The organism is Trinickia sp. Y13, assembly GCF_029522115.1.
In the GTDB taxonomy this organism is placed as follows: Bacteria; Pseudomonadota; Gammaproteobacteria; order Burkholderiales; family Burkholderiaceae; genus Trinickia.
The window spans coordinates 17,869-35,521 of the sequence record NZ_JAKWFK010000026.1 but is presented as its reverse complement, the minus strand read 5'-3'; the positions used below and the strand labels follow the sequence as shown (position 1 = coordinate 35,521).

Here is a 17,653-nt window from a genome sequence, read left to right as displayed (position 1 = left end):
GAGTTGCGTTGAGGTCTCAATGAGAATGGCGCGGATCGCCGCGGGTCTCGATCACTTTGAGGTAGAGCGTGGCGGGCTCGAGGCACCCGCCGGTCGATAGTTGCCCCACGAACTGCCGGTAGATTTCCTGCCAAGGCGTTTGCGATTCCGGCACGCTCGGCGGCGCTTCCGCTCGGCGCTGCGCGAGCTGCGCTTCATCCACGAGCAACTCGACGCGCCGGGCATTCAGATCGACGCGGACGCGATCGCCCGTGCGCATCAACGAGAGCCCGCCGCCCGCGGCCGATTCGGGCGACATGTTCAAGATCGAGGGGCTGGCCGACGTTCCGCTTTGCCGGCCGTCGCCCATGCACGGCAACGACGTCACGCCGCGTTTCACGAGTTCGGCCGGCGGGGCCATATTGACGACTTCGGCGCTGCCCGGATAGCCGAGCGTGCCGCAGCCGCGCATGACGAGGATGCAGCGCTCGTCGATCTCGAGAGACGGATCGTCGATGCGAGCCCGATAGTCTTCGGGGCCATCGAACACGACGGCGCGCGCCTCGAATGCATTCTCGTCGCCCGCCTCGCTCAGGTAGGTCTGACGAAACGCTTCGCCGACGACCGACATCTTGATGATCGCGCTGTCGAAGAAGTTGCCGGAGAGCACGATGAAGCCCGCGCCGTGCTTCAAAGGTTCGGAGAACGAACGAATCACGTCCCCGTCCGCATCGGGCGCTGCCTGCGCGATATCGCCGATGGTGCGGCCCGATACGGTCAGGCAGCCGTCATGCAGCAAGCCGGCTTGCGCGAGCTGGCGCAGCACGGCCGGCACGCCGCCCGCGCGATGGAAGCTTTCGCCCAAGTACTCGCCCGCGGGCATGCAGTTGGCGAGCAGAGGCACGTCCGCACCGAGACGCTGCCAATCGTCGAGCGTGAGTTCGACGCCCATGTGGCGTGCGATCGCGATCAAATGCGGCGGGCAGTTCGTCGATGCGCCGAGCGCCGAGGCGACGACGATCGCGTTTTCGAATGCTTCACGCGTGAGAATGTGCGAGGGCCGGATGTCCTCGCGTACGAGCTCGACGATACGCTTGCCGGTCGTGTAGGCCATTTGCCCGCGCTCTCTATAGGCCGCCGGAATCGACGCACAGCTTGGCAAGGACATGCCGAGCGCTTCGGCCAAGCTGTTCATCGATAGGGCGGTCCCCATCGTGTTGCAGTGGCCGATGGACGGCGAGGCCGCGGCCGTGAGCCGCATGAAGCCTTCGTAGTCGATGTCGCCCGCGGCCAGCAAGTTGCGCGCATGCCAAATGACGGTGCCCGAACCGACGCGCTGGCCCTCGAACCAGCCGTCGAGCATGGGGCCGCCCGACAGCACGATGGCCGGCATATCGACCGTCGCCGCCGCCATCAAGCCCGCGGGCGTGGTCTTGTCGCAACCGGTCGTCAAGACGACGCCATCGAGCGGATACCCGTGCAGGATTTCGACGAGCCCGAGATAGGCGAGATTGCGATCGAGCGCCGCGGTGGGGCGGCGGCTTTGCTCGGCCAGCGGGTGAACCGGAAACTCCATCGGAATGCCGCCCGCATCGCGAATGCCCGCTTTCGTGCGCGCGGCCAGTTCGATGTGATGCCGGTTGCAGGGCGCGAGATCGCTGCCCGTTTGCGCGATGCCGATGATCGGCCGGCCCGATTGCAATTCTTCGCGCGTTAGGCCGTAGTTCATGAAGCGCTCGACATAGAGCGCGGTCATGTCGGCATGCGTCGGGTCGTCGAACCAGTTCTGACTGCGCAGCCGGCGAGTGGGCGTCGATGACATAAGTGTTGAGTTCTCCTAATTCCCAATGAATGCGGGGCGAGGCTCGCGGCCGCTTACGACGCGCGCACGAGCCCCCGCATGAGGACGTTTTGCGGCAAGCCCGGCACCGGGGAGCGAAACGCGAACAAGCCGCCCGCGAGCGTTTCGCGTTCGCGCTTGGCTGCGCTCAGCCCCTTGAGGGCCGTCGTCACATAGGCGGTGCGCAGATCGTCGCCGCCGAATACGAGCTTGGTGATGTTGGAACACGGAAAGGCGACGGTGTCGATCTGCTTGCCGTCGTTCGAATAACGTTCGATGCACCCGCCGCCGAACAGCGAGACCCATAGACAGCCCTCGGCGTCCACGGCCATCCCGTCGGGGTGCGCCGTGCCTTGCACATGGATGAACGCGCGCTTATTGGAGAGCGTGCCGGCCTCGTCCAGATCGAACGCGTAGATGGTCCGTCCGAGCGTGTCCGTGTGATAGAGCGTGCGTCGATCGGGGCTCGTCGCGGGCCCGTTGGTAATCACATAGCCATCGTCGCAGCGCTCGATTGCACCCGTGTCGCCCACACGGTACAGCGCACCCGTGGGCGCATCTTCCTCGTCGTCCATCGAACCGAACCACAAGTAGCCTTGCGGGTCGACGAAGCCGTCGTTCAAGCGATTCATGGCGACGTCGCGCTCGACGTCCTTGAGCTTGTCGAAGGCGCCCGTGCGCGGATCGAATCGATACAGTCCTTTGCGTAGGCCGCAGACGAAGTCACCGTCCGCGCTCGGCACGACGAAGCAGGCCTCGCTCGGGGCGGGCCAGGTCATCGTCTCGCGCGTCTCCGCGCAATAGCGGTGAACGTGCTTGCGCTTGATGTCGACGAAATACACGGCTTTGTCGCGGCTACTCCATATAGGCCCCTCGCCGAGCTCGGCGCCTAGCGGCCAAATACATTCCGGTGAAATCATGAAGATGCTCCATACCACCCCGCATCGACGAAGTAGTCGCGTCCCGAGCAGCGCGAGCCGTCCTCGGATGCGAGAAACAAGGCCATTCTTGCGACATGCTCGGGCTCGACCCGCTCGGGTAGGCATTGGTCGGCGACGAGCTTCGCCTCGCTTTCGGGCGATTGCCACAGCTTCATCTGTCTCGGCGTGCGGACGGCCCCCGGGATGATGGCGTTGACGCGGATGCCGAACGCGCCCAGTTCTCGGGCGAGTGCACGGGTGAGCCCTTCGATGCCGGCCTTGGCCGTCATATAGATCGAAAGGCTCGGCAGCGCAAGGTGCCACGAGATCGAGCCGAGATTGAGAATCACTCCCTTACCCGCAGTCTTCATGCCGGAAGCGGCATGTTGGGCGCAAAAAAATTGGTGCCGAAGATTGACGGCAATGCGCTCGTCCCAATAGGCGGGCGTAATCTCGCCGAACGGGTGGCGATCGTCGCTCGCCGCGTTGTTCACTAGGACGTCGATCGCGCCCGCTTCGGCGGTGATGGCGGCAAATACGCGCTCGATCGCTTCGGTGTCGCGCAAGTCGCAGCGGTGGAACGTGGGCGGGTAGGCGCAATCCCCTAGGCTTTGCACGAGCGCTTCGGAATCGCTCTCGGCAATGTCGAGAAAAAATACACGCGCCCCTTGGCGGGCGAACGCTTCGACGATCGCCGCGCCGATGCCGCTGCCGCCTCCCGTGACGACGACGTTTTGCTCGGCCAAGCTCGGATAAATGGCGTACGACATGCGAAATTCCATGGTTGAAGAAAATGCCGCGCGTTGCGCGGCTACGTTGCAGCGCAACACGCGTTGCACAAGCTCGGGCTTTTTCTACCGCCGGTTGGTGCGCGAAACGACGTCGATCCACACCGCGAGGACAAGGATCGCGCCTTTCGCGATCATTTGCCAGTACGCGTCGACGTCGAGCATCGACATGCCGTTGTCCAGACTGGCCATGACGAGCGCCCCGATCAGTGCGCCGTAGACCGTGCCCGAGCCGCCGCGCATCGACGTGCCGCCGATGAAGCAGGCCGCGATGGCGTCCAGTTCGCCCATCGTGCCCGCCGAAGGCGAGCCCGCGGCGAGCCGGGCGGTATTGACGATGCCTGCGAACGCGCACATCAGCCCCATCAGCGCGAAGATGGCGAGCTTGACGCGGTTCGTATCGACCCCTGAAAGCCGCGTGGCTTCGAGATTGGAGCCGACCGAGTAGATTCGGCGCCCGAACACGGTTTGCGTGGCGACCCAGGTGAACACGCCGAGCAGTACCAACACGAGCAACACCGGCACCGGAATGCCGCCGTAGCCGTCGAGCGTCGCGACGAACGCGAAGATGATGGCGCCTGCGCCTACGATCTTCACGGCGTCTTGCCACAGCGGCGGGACGGGCAAGTCGTAGCGGCGCCGATTGCCGCGCTGGCGCGCCGTCACGAACGCGAGCACGCCGAAGAGCAGCGCGGCGAGCGCATCGCCCGCGAGGCGCGGCAGATAGCCTTGGCCGAGAAACACGAAGCGATCGGAGACGGGCGCGATCGTCGCGCCGCCCGTGATGCCGAGCAGCACGCCGCGATAGGCGAGCATGCCGCCGAGCCCGACGATGAACGAGGGGATGCGCCGGTAGGTCGAGAGCCACCCGTTGAACATCCCGGCCAGCACGCCGAGCGCCAGTACGGCGGGGATCGTCGCTTCGATCGGCCAGCGGCGATTGGCGTCGAGGATCGCGGCGATGCCGCCGAGCAAGCCGAGCAAGGAGCCGACCGACAGATCGATTTCGCCCGCGATGATGACGAACACCATGCCGCACGCGAGCGTGCCGCTGATCGCCATTTGCCGCAGCAAATTCGACAGGTTGCGCGGGGTGGCGAACGCGCCGTGCGTGAGCACGGTGAAGAACAGCCAAATGAGCGCGACGGCCAGCAACAGCGCGAGAATCTTGTAGCGCGCGAACCATTGGCGCACGCGGTCCGCGCCGCCTTGGGCGGCATCGCCGCGCAGGCGAGCGGAGGAAAGGTCGGGTGTCATACGGGAGCCGTTTCGTTGGGGGGCAAGGCCGCGGCCCGGTGTGCCGGTTCGATGGCGGCCGTGAGAATGGCCTCTTGCGTGAGGCCGTCGTTCAGGAAATCGCCGCGCAGCTCGCCTTCGCCCATGACGAGCACGCGATCGGCGAGACCGAGCACTTCGGGCAATTCGGAGGACACGACGACGATCGCCATGCCTTGCTTGGCGAGCGCGAAAATCAGTTTGTAAATTTCATACTTCGCGCCGACGTCGACGCCGCGCGTCGGTTCGTCGAGGATCAGCACTTTCGGTTCGGTCAGCAGCACGCGCGTGAGCACGGCCTTTTGCTGATTGCCGCCCGACAGATTGGCGATCGGCAAGAACGGATGCGCGGCGCGCACCGACAGTTGCCTCATCGACTTGTGGATTGTGTCGAGCTCGGCGGCCGCGTCGATCGAGCCCCGCTTGACGAAGCGCTGCAGCACCGAGAGCGTGATGTTGTGGCCGACGCCCAGGTCCGGCACGATGCCATGCGCCTTGCGGTCTTCCGGCGCCATGCCGATACCGGCCCGAATCGCATCGCCCGGTGCGCGCACGGCGATCGTCTTGCCCTCGACGCGCACCGTGGCGCGGCTCGTGCCGGGATACGCGCCGAAGATCGCCTGCATGAGCTCGGTGCGGCCCGAGCCGACGAGCCCCGCCACGCCGAGGATCTCGCCGCGCCGTACGCTGAAGGAGACGTCGTCCACGCGTTTGCGGCGCGGGTTGGTCACGTCGAAGCAGGTCACGTTGCGCGCTTCGAGCACGACCTCGCCGATCTCGTGCGCCTCGCGCGGAAATAGGTTCGTGATCTCGCGCCCCACCATCAAAGCGACGATGCGCGGGGCCGGCATGGCGGCGAGCGGAGATGTTTCCACATGCCGCCCGTCGCGGATCACCGTGACCGTGTCGCAGACGGCTTCGACTTCGTCGAGCTTGTGCGAGATGTAGATGCAAGCGACGCCGCGGCGCTTCAAGTCGCGCACGATGTCGAGCAAGATGCGCGTTTCGGCCGCCGTCAACGACGAGGACGGTTCGTCGAGGATCAACAAACGCGCGTTCTTGTTGAGCGCCTTCGCGATTTCGATCAGTTGCTGATGCCCGCCGCCGAAGTTCATCACCGGCTGCGCCACATTGATGCCCTCGATGCCGAGGCCTCGCAGCAGCTCGTCGGCGCGCCGGTGCATCGCCGCATAGTTCATGCGGCCGCCGGGCAGTGTGATCTCGTTGCCGAGAAAAATATTCTCGGCCACCGAGAGCTCCGGCACGAGCATGAGTTCCTGATGAATGATGACGATGCCCGCGCGCTCGGTGTCGCGCACACTCGCCGCTTTCAACGGCGCGCCGTCCCAGACGATCTCGCCGTCCCAGGTCCCGTGCGGATACACGCCCGAGACGATTTTCATGAGGGTGGATTTGCCTGCGCCGTTTTCGCCGCATAGGCCGACGCACTCGCCGGGCGACACCGACAGGTGAATTCCGTCGAGGGCCTTCACGCCCCCGAATGTCTTGACGATGCCATTGAGCGATAGCAACGGTTGTGCTTGCGCCATGCGTCTCGTTCCTTGATTCGACTGAACAGGCGCCGATGCCGCGCGGCCTGCATTGCAAGCAGGCCGCGCGATCGCATCGGGCGTTATTGGCTCGAGAGCTGCGCTTGCGTATAGAAGCCGTCTTTGACGACCACATCGACGTTCTTCTTGGTCAGCACCGTCGGCTGCAGCAGGATGGTGTCGACCTTCTTCTTGCCGTTGTCGTACTGGGCGTTGAACTGCGGCTTCACGCCTTTCGCGAGATCGACCGACAGTTGGGCCGCTTTGGTGGCGATGAGCTTGATCGGCTTGTAGACCGTCATCGTTTGCGTCCCGGCGATCACGCGCTTGACGGCGGCAAGATCGGCATCCTGGCCCGAGATGGGCACTTTGCCCGCAAGCTTTTGCGCGGCCAACGCCTGAATCGCGCCGCCGGCCGTGCCGTCGTTGGACGCGACGATCGCATCGATCTTGTTGCTGTTGGCCGTGAGCGCATCCTCGACGATGCGCAGCGCCGTGGCCGCGCTCCATTCGGGCACCCACTGCTCGCCGACCACCTTGATGTCGCCGCGATCGATCGCGGGCTTGAGCACCTTCAACTGGCCTTCGCGCAGCATCTTGGCGTTGTTGTCGGTCGGCGCGCCGCCGAGCAGGAAGTAGTTGCCTTTGGGCTTGGCATCGTAGACGCCCTTGGCTTGCAGTTCGCCCACCTTTTCGTTGTCGAACGAGATGTAGGCGTCGACGTCGGCGTCCAGAATCAGGCGGTCGTACGACACGACCTTGATGCCGGCCTTCTTGGCCTCGGCGACGACATTGCCGAGCGTCTTCGAGTTGAACGGCACGATGACGATCACGTCGACGCCGCGCGAAATCAGGTTCTCGATCTGCGAGATTTGCCGCTCTTCGCTCGCGTCGGCCGATTGCACCGATACGGTCGCGCCGAGCTTTTTCGCCGCGGCGACGAAGTAATCACGGTCGCGCGACCAGCGTTCGACGCGCAGATCGTCGATGCAAAAACCGATGACGGGATGCTCCTTGCTCGCGTGCGCGAGCGGTGCGGCTAGCGTGAGGCTCGCGAGGACCGCGCCTGCGACGAGCGAACCTAAGATGGACCGACGCTTTGCGAATGCCATGTCTCCACTCCATTTTTGTATATTGGGCGTCGCCTGCTTTGCCGATTCGGTAGCCGTGCGCGGCGACTCGCGCGATCGCGGGCCGATGCCCGCGGTGGCCGGCCGGCGCGCCATTCTTCGAGCGGCGGCCGGTTATCGGAGTGCGGCCATGGTGCCAGCGGGGCCGCGCCACCCACAATTGCGAAATTGCGCAGCGGCGCTAACGTTTCTTGCCGGTGCGCGAGCCGTTTCCCGCAGGCGCGGCATTCCCGCCTAGAATCGCGGGTAGCGCTCCATCGGTGCCATGACGAGCACGGGCCGAGCACGGACGGCCAAGGCGGCCGGGGCGCCCGGGGCGCCCGGGGCTGGCGGCGCGGCAACTCGCGGCGCCATCGACGCGGGAGCGAAAACGACAGGAGACGACCTCATGCGCGAGCACGAACGCGCTGCAGCATGGATAGCCGGGCACGAGCGATGACAAAGGCGGCCATGCAGCAGAAGGCGCATCGTATTGCGCTGCTGTTCAATGCGAACAAAGTCTACGACCGCGAGATCATCGCGGGCGTCGGTCAATATCTGCTTTCCACGCGCGTGGGTTGGAACCTCTTTCTCGAAGAAGACTTCCGTTGCCGCCTCGCCGGCATCGAGCGTTTCGACGGCGACGGCATCATCGCGGACTTCGACGACCCCGCCGTCTGCGATGCGCTTGCGCGCTGCCCGCTGCCCGTCGTGGCCGTCGGTTCGTCGTTCGAGGATCCTTCGCACTACCCGTCCGGCGTGCCTTATATCGCGACCGATAATCTGAAGCTCGTATCGCTCGCCTACACGCATTTGATCGAGGCGGGACTCAGGCATTTCGCGCTCTACAGCCTGCCGCCCGCGAACGAGCACCGCTGGGCCCACCAGCGCGAGTTGGCGTTTGCGCGACTGCGCGAGGCCGACGGGCGCACGCGCGAACAGATCGATGCCGAGATCTATCGCGGGCTATCGACGAGCGCCCCCACTTGGAACCAAGCGATCGAGCAATTGACCCAGTGGCTCGACGCGCTGCCCAAGCCCGTGGGCGTGATCGCCGTGACCGACGCGCGAGCGCGGCATCTGTTGCAAGCGTGCTTGATCGCGGGTATTCCCGTGCCCGAGGATGTGGCCATCATCGGCATCGACAACGATCCGCTCACGCGCACGCTCACGCGCATCCCGTTGTCTTCTGTCATCCAAGGCACCGAGGAAATGGGCCGCACCGCCGCGCACTTGCTGCACCAGATGTTGCACGGCGCGCGCTTCCCGGGCCGTACGATCCTCGTGCCGCCGGTCGGCATCAACGTGCTCGATTCGACGAAGCATCAGCCGCTTGCGAGCCCTTATGTCGCGCGGGCGCGCCATTTCATTCGGCAGTACGCATGCCAAGGCATCCGCACCGAGCAGGTGGCCGACTACGTGGGCGTGTCGCGCTCCTCGCTCGAAGAGCATTTCCGGCGCGAGTTGCAATGCACCGTCCACCAGGAAATACTGCGGCAAAAGCTCGATGCGGCCAAGGCGCTGCTCGTCAAGCGCGATGTGTCGAGCATCGATGTCGCCGTGCGCTGCGGCTTCAAATCGGTGCAGTATCTGCACGCGGTGTTTCGCCGGGAGCTCGGCTGCACGCCGCGCGAATACCAACTGCGCGCGACGAGTGCGCAAGAGACAGCCTGAGCGGGCCTGCGAGGGGTCGTTTTCCATCCTTTTCACCCTTGTTCACCCTTTTCCACCCGACATTCAAACCGTACATGTCCCTATGATGAGCACTGCCAAGTTGTCGCACGAATCGTGGGGCGTTCTGCCCGACGGCCAAACCGTCGATCTTTTCACGCTGCGCAACGCGCATGGCATGCGCGTATCCATCAGCGAACTGGGCGGCGCGATCGTCTCCTGGCATGCTCCAGACCGCGCGGGCCGGCTCGGCGACATCATGCTCGGGCACGACACGCCCGCCGATTACTGGGCCGCGACCTCGTACATGGGCGCGCTGGTCGGGCGCTGGGCCAATCGCATCGCCCGCGCGCGCTTCACGCTCGACGGCATCGAGCACAACGTCGATCGCAACGAGGGCGAGAACTCGCTGCACGGCGGCGCCACGGGCTTTCATCGCGCGCTGTGGCAGGCGCGCGAAGACGATGGCGCGCTCGTGCTGACGCTCGATTCGGAAGAGGGCGACGCCGGGTTTCCCGGAAACGTGCGCGTGCAAGTGCGCTACACGCTCGACGATGACGGCGAATTGACGATCGACTATCGCGCGACGACCGATGCCCCCACGCCGCTGAACCTGACCAGCCACGGTTACTTCAATCTGGCCGCGCAGCCGGGCGCCGATATCAAGGGCCACGTGCTGTCGATCGATGCCGACGCGTTTTTCGAAGTGGATGCGGGCTTGATTCCCGTGAGGCAGACGGCCGTCGCCGGCAAGGCCTTCGACTTTCGCGAGGCGGCGCCGATCGGCGCGCGGCTCGAATGGCCGCATGAACAACTGTCGCTCGCGCGCGGTTTCGATCACTGCTATGTATTGCGCGAGTCGCAGCCGGCGCTGCGCGAGGTCGCGCGGCTCTACGAACCGGCGAGCGGGCGCGTGATGACGGTATCGACCGATCAGCGCGGCTTGCAGTTCTACTCCGGCAACTATTTGGAAGGCGTGCGCGGACGCAATGGAATGACGTATGGCGCGCACGCGGGGCTTTGCCTCGAAGCGGGCGGCTTTCCCAATCAGATCAACATGGCGGATCGTGAAGACGTGATCTCCCGCCCGGACAAGCCGTACCGGCAGATCACGAAGTATCGCGTCGGCGTGCTCGTATAGCGGAGCACCGGGTGGGATAAATGCAGGCGGGTTGCGCCCCGCCCGTCGCATGGCGCGCCCGGCGCCGACCGTTATCCAGGCGCTATGTCGGCGTCATATGATTGTCATGGGATTGTTGCGACGTTGTCATCGCGGCGCTATGACACACGCATGTATCGACACACCTCGTGTTCCGCGCGAATGCCCGGATGTTCGCGCGTGGCTTGCCAAAGGGGCGACTTTCCGATGCTGCCGTGTTGCGCATAGTGGCCGCGCGCCAATGCGATGCGGTGCGCCTCGGCGCTGGTCCAGCGAGCGAAGTTGAGCACGGTGGCTTCATCGGTGGTGGCAAAGAAGTTCGCCGAAATCAAACCGTCGGGCGGCTCGGCGTCGCCATTGAGCGCAAGCAGGACGCGGTCGATCCAGCTCGTTTGGATCACGGGGTTGGGTTTTTCGAGCGGCTGGCGCACGAGCACCAAACACTCGCCCGGCCCGCTGCGCCCCGACGTCCAGGCGCCCGCGGGCGTGGCCACGTCGACCCAGGCCGGCGTGGCTTCGCCGCGCAGCGGCTCGATTGCATGGGCGATGGCGTCGACGATGGTGCGCTCGGCCGCGTCGAAGCGGTTCACGCGCCATGCAGCGACGAACAGCAGGGCATTGGCATCGACGTCGCGGAAAACATCGGCGAGGGTGCCCGTCGGCACGGCGCGCGAACGTACGATAAGCGGCTCCATCGCGCGCTCGAGCGCTTCGCTGGAGGCGAACTGCACCCGGCCCGCGGCCAACAGGCGAATGTCGGGGTCAGTGCAGCAGAAACGGTTCGACATGGAGTTCCTCCTCTCTATTGCTGCCGGCGCGATTGACCGCGTCACGCTTCGTTAGACGAGCGCAGGCGCGCCGCTATTCCCGTCGAGCTCAACTATGGACGCGTGCGGCGCGCACGGCGTTCATCGCGCATAAGAGTAAGTTAGCGCTTCTTGACCGAAGCTGCAGGATCGCCGCTTCGCAAGCGCGGTCATTTGACAACACCCTTACGCTCGCGTAAATTTCGCGCACGCGTCGGGAGAGCGTGTTCGCGGCAGGGTTTTCACCTGCCGGGGCGCCGCCGAAGGGGCACACCCGCAAACTCTCAGGCAAAAGGACCGACCGCGTCGAAGGGCTCGCGCATCGCGCGGCTTTTCGCACTCTGGAGAGAGGCGGTAGCCCGCGCCTGCGCGGCGGCAAGATTCGAAGGCCGCCCCCGCGAGCAAGCCGCCCACCGAAGGGGCGCGCGCAACGCTGAAAAAACAAATATTTTTCGGCGGCGCAATCTCTCAGGTATCGAGGACAGAGGGGTCATGCACCGTATAGGTCGCGTAATACAGCTTTCGAGCTGCGCGCGCAAATCGGCCGGCATGGCCCTTTTTTGTTTTCGCCTATACCTTTGCGCGCCGAGGCCCCGATGACCGAACTCAAACATACTCCGCTCAACGCCGTTCACCGTGCCCTCAATGCGCGCATGGTCGATTTCGGCGGCTGGGACATGCCTGTCAATTACGGCTCGCAGATCGACGAACACCATGCCGTGCGCGGCGACGCGGGCATGTTCGACGTGTCGCACATGTGCGTCGTCGATTTCACGGGGGCGCGCGCCCGCGCGTTCTTCGAATATGCGCTCGCCAACAACGTCGGCAAGCTGCAGACGCCGGGCCGCGCACTGTATTCGTGCATGCTCAACGAGCGCGGCGGCGTGATCGACGATCTCATCGTTTACTTTTTCTCCGATGAATGCTTCCGCGTCGTGGTCAACGCCGGCACCGCGGAAAAAGATATCGCGTGGTTCAACCGCTTGAATGCCGAGCGCGGCTTTGGCGTGACGATCACGCCGCGCCGCGATTTCGCGATCGTCGCCGTGCAGGGTCCGAACGCGCGCGCCAAGGTGTGGCAGGTGCTGCCGTCGGCGCGCGGCGCGACCGAGCCGCTCAAGCCGTTCAACGCGGCGCGCGTGAGCGACGCCGCTTTCGGCGATCTGACGATCGCCCGCACGGGCTACACGGGCGAAGATGGATTCGAAATCATCGTGCCGGCGCAGAAGGTCGCCGCACTTTGGCAGGCACTGCAAGCGGCGGGCGTGCGCCCGTGCGGGCTCGGTGCGCGCGACACGCTGCGGCTCGAAGCCGGCATGAATCTGTACGGCCAAGACATGGATGAAGAGGTTTCCCCGCTCGATGCCGGCCTTGCTTGGACCGTCGACCTGACCGCACCGCGGGAGTTCGTGGGCCGGGCGGCGCTCGAGCAACACGGTGCGCGCAGCGATTTCGTCGGACTGATCTTGCAGAAGGAAGACGGCAAGGCCGGCGGCGTGCTGCGTGCGCACCAGACCGTGGTGACGCCGCACGGCGAAGGCGAAATCACGAGCGGCACGTTCTCGCCGTCGATGCAGGAATCGATCGCCTTTGCTCGCGTGCCCAAAGGCGTGAAGCCGGGCGATCTCGTGCAGGTTCAGATTCGGGGCAAAGCGCTGCCCGCAAGCGTGGTAAAACTGCCGTTCGTGCGCAACGGCAAGGTGCTCGCCGCCTAACGGGCCCTGCGCGCGTTTTTCGGTCCTTACGCTTTCAATTCAACGCAAGTCCTATTTCACCAGGAGCAACACATGAGCAACGTCCCGGCCGATCTGAAATACACCGAAGAACACGAGTGGGTCAGAACCGAAGCCGACGGCACGGTGACGGTGGGTATCACCGATCACGCGCAAGAGACGCTCGGCGATATCGTCTTCCTCGAACTGCCGGCAGTCGGCAAGAGCTTCACGGCCGGTGACGCCGTGGGCGTCGTCGAATCGGTCAAGGCGGCTTCCGACATTTATGCGCCGGTTTCGGGCGAGGTCGTGGCCGTCAACGAAGCGCTCGTCGACGCGCCCGATGCAGTCAACCAAGACGCTTATGCGAGCTGGCTGTTCAAGGTCAAGCTCGGCGCCGGCGCCGCGCTCGACAAATTGCTCGACGCAGACGGCTATCAGAAGCTCGTAGGCTAACCCTTTCTCCCGTTTTTGCCGCGCGGCGCATCCGGCATGCTCGACGCCGAACCGCCGCGCCCCAGCCCCGCCCTATCATGAAGCTCGAACACCCGGATCGTCTGATGAACCGCACCCCTTTCTCGCTCGCCGCGCTCGAAGTGCATGACGCCTTCGCCGAGCGGCACATCGGCCCGGACAGCGCGGACCAGCGCACGATGCTCCAAGCGCTCGGTTTCGAATCGCGCGTCGCGCTGATCGATGCCGTGATCCCGAGCGCGATCCGCCGCACCGATGCGTTGCCGCTCGGGCCGTTCGCCGAGCCGCGCAGCGAGGCCGAGGCGCTGGCCGAGCTGCTGCAGCTCGCGGACAAAAACGAGGTGTTCCGCTCCTTCATCGGGCAGGGCTACTACAACACGCACACGCCGGCCGTCATTCTGCGCAATGTGCTGGAAAACCCGGCGTGGTACACGGCCTACACGCCGTATCAACCCGAAATCTCGCAAGGCCGGCTCGAGGCGTTACTGAATTTTCAGCAGATGATCGGCGACTTGACGGGGCTCGAGATCGCGAATGCGTCGCTGCTGGACGAGGCGACGGCCGCGGCCGAAGCGATGACGCTCCTGCAACGCGTCGGCAAAGCCAAATCGAACCTGTTTTACGTGGCCGACGACGTGCTGCCGCAAACGATCGAAGTGGTGCGCACGCGCGCGGAGCCGATCGGCATCGAAGTGCACGTGGGACCGGCGCACGAGGCGGCCGCCGCGAACGCGTTCGGCGTCTTGCTGCAATACCCGGGCGCGGGCGGCGACGTGCGCGACTATCGCGCATTGACCGAGGCCGTGCATGCGGCGGGCGGCCATGTCGTGGTGGCGGCCGATCTGCTCGCGCTGACCCTTTTGACGCCGCCGGGCGAATGGGGCGCGGACGTTGCCGTCGGCACCTCGCAGCGCTTCGGCGTGCCCGTGGGGTTCGGCGGCCCGCACGCCGCCTACATGGCGGTGCGCGACACGTTCAAGCGTCAAATGCCGGGCCGGCTCGTCGGCGTGACGGTCGACGCCCAGGGCAAGAGCGCGCTGCGACTTGCGCTGCAGACGCGCGAGCAACACATTCGCCGCGAAAAGGCCACCTCGAACGTGTGCACGGCGCAAGCGCTGCTCGCGATCATGGCGAGCATGTATGCCGTCTATCACGGGCCGCAAGGGCTCAAGACGATCGCTCAGCGCGTGCATCGCATTGCGAGCCTGCTCGCCGCGGGCGTCAAGCAGCTCGGCTATGCGCTCGTGAACGACACCTTCTTCGACACGCTGACGATCGAAACCGGCGCGCGCACGGCCGCCGTCCATGACGCGGCCAAGCGCCTGCGCATCAATCTGCGCCGCGTGAGCGACACGCGCGTGGGCGTATCGATCGACGAAACCACCAAGCGCGCCGATTTGACCGATCTCTTGAGCGTGTTCGCGACCGCGGCGGGCGCGATCGACGTGCCGCACGTCGACGTGCTCGACACGGCGCTCACGCGCGCGCAAGAGGAAGGCCGCGCGAGCGAGGCGGCCGCCCTTCCGGCAACGCTCGTGCGCACGAGCGCCTATCTGACGCACCACGTTTTCAACCGTCACCATTCGGAGACGGAGATGCTGCGCTATCTGCGCAGCCTCGCCGATAAGGATCTCGCGCTCGATCGTTCGATGATCCCGCTCGGCTCTTGCACGATGAAGCTGAACGCGACGTCGGAGATGCTGCCCGTCACGTGGCCCGAGTTTTCGCAGATCCATCCGTTCGCGCCGGCCGAGCAGACGGTCGGCTACCGCGAGATGATCGACGAGCTCGAGCAAATGCTGGTCGCCGCGACGGGCTATGCGGCCGTATCGCTGCAGCCCAACGCCGGCTCGCAAGGCGAGTACGCCGGCTTGCTCATCATCCACGCTTATCACGCTTCGCGCGGCGAAGGCCATCGCGATGTTTGCCTGATTCCGGCGTCGGCCCACGGGACGAACCCGGCGTCGGCGCACATGGCGGGCATGAAAGTGGTCGTGGTGGGCTGCGACGAGCAGGGCAACGTCGATATTGCAGACCTCAAGGCGAAGGCGGCCGAACATGCGGCCAACCTGGCGGCGATCATGATCACGTACCCCTCGACGCACGGCGTATTCGAGCAGAACGTGCGCGAAATTTGCGAGATCGTGCATGCGCACGGCGGCCAAGTGTATGTCGATGGCGCCAATATGAACGCGATGGTCGGACTCACGGCGCCGGGGCAATTCGGCGGCGACGTCTCGCACTTGAACCTGCACAAGACGTTCTGCATTCCGCATGGCGGCGGCGGCCCCGGCGTCGGCCCCGTGGCGGTCGGCGCGCACTTGGCGCAATTCCTGCCCAATCAGATCTCGTCGGGCTACCGCCGCGCCGAGAGCGGCATTGGCGCCGTGTCGGCTGCGCCCTATGGTTCGGCTTCGATTTTGCCGATCTCGTGGATGTACATCGCGATGATGGGCGCGAAGAATCTGACGGCCGCGACCGAAGTCGCGATCTTGAATGCGAACTATGTCGCCAAGCGCCTCGCGCCGCACTATCCGGTGCTTTACGCAGGCCCGGGCGGGCTGGTCGCGCACGAGTGCATTCTCGATCTGCGCCCGATCAAGGAGACGAGCGGGATCACGGTCGACGACGTGGCCAAGCGGCTGGCCGATTACGGCTTCCATGCGCCGACGATGAGCTTCCCGGTGCCGGGCACGCTGATGGTCGAGCCGACCGAGTCGGAATCGAAGGAAGAACTCGATCGCTTCATCGAGGCGATGATCGCGATTCGCGAGGAGATCCGGGCCGTGGAGGAAGGGCGGGTCGACCGCGAGGACAATCCGCTCAAGCATGCGCCTCATACGGCGGCCGTCGTGACGGCCGATGAATGGCCGCACGCCTATTCGCGTGAGGCGGCGGCCTATCCGCTGCCGTCGTTGGTGGCGCGCAAGTATTGGCCGCCGGTGGGCCGCGCGGACAACGCTTATGGGGACCGCAATTTGTTCTGTTCCTGCGTGCCGGTGGCCGATTACGCATGACGGCGCGAGCCGGAGCGTAACGGCGCGAGCCGACGACATGCCCGCTTCGCGCGGGCATGCGTCGTTCGTCGTCAATACGGGCTACCATCTGACTCCGAAATCAAGCCAATGAAGGAGCGACGGATGGGGCAAGCGGCCGACACCAAATTGACAGCGCGGGCATCGCTTGCGGCGTGCCTGTTCGCCTGCGCGGGCGTGTTCGTCCCCGTCGACTCGGCCTGGGCGGCGATGAACCTTTGCGCGGCGCCTGCCATGCAAACGAGCGAGCGCACGAGCGCCGCGCCCATTGCGCAAGGGCTCGTCAAACGCGTGGCGGCGCGATTGAACGATCAGCCCAAGCCGCTCGCGCGGCTGCACACCGAAGGGACCTTGCCGCACGAAGGCATCTACGACGAGAGCCTCGCAGCGGAGCAGGACCTGGCGCTCATGCGCGATGCGGCGCTCGTTTGGCGGGCGACGGGCGACGAGCGGTATCTGCGCCTCGTCGATCGTTTCCTGTTCGCTTGGGCGAGCACCTATCAACCGAGCTTCAATCCGATCGACGAGACGCATTTCGACGCGATGATCCTCGCCTACGACATGACGGCGAGCGCGTTGCCGGTGAAGACGCGCAACGCGGCGTCCGCGTTCATCGCCAAGCTCGCGAAAGGCTACGTCGAGCGCGTCGATGCGCAGCCGCGCCCGCTCACGGGCACGTACCGCAACAACTGGGAGAGCCACCGCGTGAAGCTCGTCGCGATGGCGGCCTTTACGCTCGACGACCGCAAGCTCATCAATGCGGCGCAGCGGTTGTTCGTCGAGCAGATCGGCGCGAACGTCGCACCCGACGGCGCCACGGTCGATTTCGCCGAGCGCGATGCGCTGCATTACGTGACGCACGACTTGGAACCGCTCGTGATGGCGGCGCTGGCCGCGCGGCGTCACAACCGCAATTGGCTCGTGCTGCGCGCGCAGAACGGCGCGACGCTCCAATTGGCGCTCGATTGGCTGATGCCGTATGCGCTCGGAGAGAAGACGCACGAAGAGTTCGTGCATTCGAGCGTGGCGTTCGACGCGAAGCGCCGCGAGGCCGGGTTGCCGGGCTACGCGGGGCAATGGGACCCGAAAGACGGGGCCGAGCTGTTCCATCTTGCCGCGCGGCTCTCGGGCCGCTATACGGGCCTCGCGCTGCGGCTCGCGCCCACGCCTCCGGCTTGGCTTGCCGTGTGCCTGCCGCTGCCGGCGAGATAACGCGCTGGGCGTGCCCGGCGAGGGGCAGGCTAGCGCATTGCTTGCTGGAAGGGCGGCGACAACCGTAACCGTAACCGTAACCGTAACGGCGGCAGTGGGCTTCGGGCGGAGCCTTCATCACCC

General features: G+C 65.3%; 13 protein-coding genes and 2 riboswitches. Of the genes, 6 read left to right on the top strand and 7 right to left on the bottom strand.

What is annotated here, in order from left to right:
* Window positions 1-16: 16 nt before the first annotated feature.
* From MMB74_RS26420 to xylF, 6 genes are all read right to left on the bottom strand, one after another.
* Window positions 17-1,801, bottom strand: a complete 1,785-nt coding sequence (locus MMB74_RS26420) for an IlvD/Edd family dehydratase (RefSeq protein WP_277431566.1) — start codon at window positions 1,799-1,801, stop codon at window positions 17-19.
* A gap of 53 nt (window positions 1,802-1,854) precedes the next feature.
* Entirely contained in the window at window positions 1,855-2,739 is an 885-nt protein-coding gene (locus MMB74_RS26415; protein WP_277431565.1) for an SMP-30/gluconolactonase/LRE family protein, read from the bottom strand.
* On the bottom strand, window positions 2,736-3,509 hold the full coding sequence (locus MMB74_RS26410) for an SDR family oxidoreductase (RefSeq protein WP_277431564.1): 774 nt from the start codon (window positions 3,507-3,509) through the stop codon (window positions 2,736-2,738). The genes MMB74_RS26415 and MMB74_RS26410 overlap by 4 nt, the downstream gene beginning before the upstream one ends.
* 84 nt (window positions 3,510-3,593) lie before the next feature.
* On the bottom strand, window positions 3,594-4,784 hold the full coding sequence (locus MMB74_RS26405) for a sugar ABC transporter permease (RefSeq protein WP_277431563.1): 1,191 nt from the start codon (window positions 4,782-4,784) through the stop codon (window positions 3,594-3,596).
* Entirely contained in the window at window positions 4,781-6,352 is a 1,572-nt protein-coding gene (gene xylG, locus MMB74_RS26400; protein WP_277431562.1) for a D-xylose ABC transporter ATP-binding protein, read from the bottom strand. The genes MMB74_RS26405 and xylG overlap by 4 nt, the downstream gene beginning before the upstream one ends.
* An 83-nt stretch (window positions 6,353-6,435) precedes the next feature.
* The gene (gene xylF, locus MMB74_RS26395) at window positions 6,436-7,464 is read right to left on the bottom strand and encodes a D-xylose ABC transporter substrate-binding protein (protein WP_277431561.1); all 1,029 of its coding nucleotides are present in this window, start codon (window positions 7,462-7,464) and stop codon (window positions 6,436-6,438) included.
* A gap of 453 nt (window positions 7,465-7,917) precedes the next feature.
* Between xylF and MMB74_RS26390 the strand changes: the two genes are divergently transcribed.
* Entirely contained in the window at window positions 7,918-9,135 is a 1,218-nt protein-coding gene (locus tag MMB74_RS26390; RefSeq protein ID WP_346780723.1) for a DNA-binding transcriptional regulator, read from the top strand.
* Between the two features lie 82 nt (window positions 9,136-9,217).
* A complete protein-coding gene (locus MMB74_RS26385) occupies window positions 9,218-10,273 on the top strand; it encodes an aldose epimerase family protein (protein WP_277431559.1) in 1,056 nt (351 codons plus the stop codon).
* Window positions 10,274-10,410: 137 nt separating this feature from the next.
* On the opposite strand, the gene MMB74_RS26380 is transcribed toward MMB74_RS26385, so the two are convergent.
* On the bottom strand, window positions 10,411-11,079 hold the full coding sequence (locus MMB74_RS26380) for an antibiotic biosynthesis monooxygenase (protein ID WP_277431558.1): 669 nt from the start codon (window positions 11,077-11,079) through the stop codon (window positions 10,411-10,413).
* Between the two features lie 223 nt (window positions 11,080-11,302).
* Window positions 11,303-11,408: riboswitch (glycine riboswitch) on the top strand.
* A 20-nt stretch (window positions 11,409-11,428) separates the two neighbouring features.
* Window positions 11,429-11,592, top strand: a riboswitch (glycine riboswitch).
* 101 nt (window positions 11,593-11,693) lie between these two features.
* On the opposite strand from MMB74_RS26380, the gene gcvT reads away from it, so the two are divergent.
* The 4 genes from gcvT (at window position 11,694) to MMB74_RS26360 (ending at window position 17,530) form a co-directional block, all read left to right on the top strand.
* Window positions 11,694-12,812: a glycine cleavage system aminomethyltransferase GcvT gene (gene gcvT, locus MMB74_RS26375; protein WP_277431557.1), complete on the top strand. Its 1,119-nt coding sequence runs from the start codon at window positions 11,694-11,696 to the stop codon at window positions 12,810-12,812.
* 72 nt (window positions 12,813-12,884) lie between these two features.
* On the top strand, window positions 12,885-13,265 hold the full coding sequence (gcvH, locus tag MMB74_RS26370) for a glycine cleavage system protein GcvH (RefSeq protein ID WP_277431556.1): 381 nt from the start codon (window positions 12,885-12,887) through the stop codon (window positions 13,263-13,265).
* 77 nt (window positions 13,266-13,342) lie between these two features.
* Entirely contained in the window at window positions 13,343-16,300 is a 2,958-nt protein-coding gene (gene gcvP / locus MMB74_RS26365) for an aminomethyl-transferring glycine dehydrogenase (protein WP_277431555.1), read from the top strand.
* A gap of 123 nt (window positions 16,301-16,423) precedes the next feature.
* On the top strand, window positions 16,424-17,530 hold the full coding sequence (locus tag MMB74_RS26360; RefSeq protein ID WP_277431554.1) for an alginate lyase family protein: 1,107 nt from the start codon (window positions 16,424-16,426) through the stop codon (window positions 17,528-17,530).
* Window positions 17,531-17,653: the final 123 nt, after the last annotated feature.